Source organism: Phenylobacterium sp. (assembly GCF_031412415.1).
Lineage (GTDB): Bacteria > Pseudomonadota > Alphaproteobacteria > Caulobacterales > Caulobacteraceae > Phenylobacterium.
In genome coordinates, this window is record NZ_JANOCX010000291.1 from 1 (window position 1) to 2,212 (window position 2,212).

The 2,212-nt window shown below is 66.5% G+C and carries 4 protein-coding genes; all 4 read right to left on the bottom strand.

The features are described 5' to 3' along the window. On the bottom strand, positions 1–261 hold a 261-nt coding region (rplL, locus tag RMO04_RS14170), incomplete at its 3' end, for a 50S ribosomal protein L7/L12 (protein ID WP_309645417.1). A 51-nt stretch (positions 262–312) separates the two neighbouring features. Next, a complete protein-coding gene (gene rplJ / locus RMO04_RS14175; RefSeq protein WP_309645418.1) occupies positions 313–828 on the bottom strand; it encodes a 50S ribosomal protein L10 in 516 nt (171 codons plus the stop codon). 338 nt (positions 829–1,166) lie between these two features. Next, the gene (locus RMO04_RS14180) at positions 1,167–1,592 is read right to left on the bottom strand and encodes a DUF5367 family protein (RefSeq protein ID WP_309645419.1); all 426 of its coding nucleotides are present in this window, start codon (positions 1,590–1,592) and stop codon (positions 1,167–1,169) included. Between the two features lie 109 nt (positions 1,593–1,701). Next, positions 1,702–2,212, bottom strand: a 511-nt coding sequence (rplA, locus tag RMO04_RS14185; protein WP_309645420.1) for a 50S ribosomal protein L1, incomplete at its 5' end; no start/stop codon positions are given.

Below are 2,212 nucleotides of genomic sequence, written 5' to 3' on the forward strand. Positions count from 1 at the left end.
CAGGCCGAGGTCCGGACGGACGCCGCGGACTTCCTTGATCACGTTGATCTTCTTGTCGCCACCGGCGGTCAGGACAACGGTGAACTCGGTTTGCTCTTCGGCGGCTTCAACCGGAGCAGCGGCAGCGCCGCCAGCGGCGGCGACGGCCACGGGAGCGGCGGCGGAGACGCCCCACTTTTCTTCGAGCAGCTTGGACAGCTCAGAGGCTTCCAGCACGGTCAGGGCGGACAGGTCTTCGACGATCTTTTCGAGCTTCGACATGGGATGGTTTTCCTAGGGAATTAGAGGTGTGGGTTTCTTCGAAAATGACGATCAGGCGGCGTCTTTGGCGGCGTAAGCCCCCACGACGCGAGCGAGCTGACCGGCCGGGGCCTGCAGGATGCCGGCGATCTTGGTCGCGGGCGCTTGCAGGAGGCCGATGATCTTGCCGCGGAGCTGGTCCAGCGAAGGCAGGGTCGCAAGCGCGGCCACCCTCGACTTGTCCAGCACCTCTTCACCCATGAAGCCGCCAATGATGGTGAACTTGTCGTTCTCCTTGGCGTACTGGGTCGCGATCTTGGCGGCGGAGACAGGGTCCGGCGCATAGGCGATAGCGACCGGGCCGGTGAACAGGGCGTCGCCCGCCTCACCGATCGAGCCGCCCAGCGCCTTCTGGGCCAGGGTGTTCTTCACCACGGTCAGCTTGGCGCCTTCTTTACGAAGGCGGCCACGCAGATCGGTCATTTCCGCAACAGTCAGACCCAGATTGTGGGTCACGACCACGGCGCCGGCGTCGGCGAAGACGCCCTTGAGCGTCTCGATCGTCACCTGCTTTTGAGCGCGGTCCATTGCGGTCTCCATACTCAGCTTGGCCGCCGGACGATTCCGGCGACCGAGACGACCCAAGCGCGGGCGAACCCACGCGCGGATCGACAAGCCTGTCCTGTGAGAGAAGCCGCGGGCCCAGCGCCCATCGCATGCGATGGCCGGTGAAACCTCGTATTCCCGTCTCCCTGTGCTTGAGGAAGGGCTCTTCCTCGCGTCACGGATCCGAGCGGCCCCCGGATCCCCACAGTTCTTGGACAGGATGGCGGGCGAACCCGCCGTCCACGCCCCGCCTTGCGACGAAGCGAAACTCTTGAAGGCGCGGCGTTTACACGAAGCGCGGCGCTATGACAACCGCCGCCTCACCCCTTGGGCCGCGTCGCGACGACAGCGGTCAGCAGCATCACCGCGTAGCACCAGAGCACGAAGGCGCCGAACAGCGGCGCGTGGCTGGGCGGGAAGTTGGGCAGGACATGGACGAACCCCACCGTCACCCCGGCGTCGAGCAGCATTTGCGGCGCCACGAAGGAGACCAGGGCCGAGAGCCTGTGTCTCGCCTCAATCTTCCGCAGGAACAGTAGGGTTGCGATCACCAGCCCCGCGCCGGACACCGCGCCGGTGATCAGCAAGGTCCAGGCGGGACGGTCGACCCAGGCGCTGGGCAGCAGGCGCAGCACGCCTGTGGACACGGCCCACACGAAGGTCCCGCGCAACAGGAACCACGCATAGAGATGAAGCGCGCCCTTGGTCTGGGCCTCGACGGCGTCTTCGGTGGCGAGACCGGCCAATGGACGTCCCTTCCCTCTTGTCGGCCGCATAAGACCCGCTTCGCGCGCAAAGAAAAAGGGAGCGGCCCGAAAGCCGCTCCCCTCAATTCTCAAACGAGATCGACTGGCGTCAGACGCCGACCGAGGTCGTGTCGATCTTGAAGCCCGGGCCCATGGTGGACGAGAGGCTGATCTTCTTGATGTAGGTGCCCTTGGCGCCCGACGGCTTGGCCTTGTTCAGGGCGTCGACGAGCGCCCGGACGTTGGCCAGGATCGCGTCTTCGGTGAAGCTGGCCTTGCCGATGCCGGCGTGGATGATGCCGGTCTTCTCGGTGCGGAACTCGATGGCGCCGCCCTTGGCGTCCTTCACCGCTTGCGCGACGTTGGGCGTCACGGTGCCGACACGCGGGTTCGGCATCAGGCCGCGCGGGCCCAGCACCTTACCCAGACGACCCACCAGGGCCATCATGTCCGGCGTGGCGATCACGCGGTCGAACTCCATGAAGCCGCCCTGGATGCGCTCGACCAACTCCTCGGCGCCGACGATGTCGGCGCCCGCGGCGGTGGCTTCGGCGGCCTTGGCGTCCTTGGCGATGACGGCGACGCGCACGTCGCGGCCGGTGCCGGAGGGGAGCGAGACC

Coding starts and splice junctions, on each gene's coding strand:
- rplJ (WP_309645418.1), bottom strand. CDS start 828: ATGGACCGCGCTCAAAAGCAGGTGACGATCGAGACGCTCAAGGGCGTC.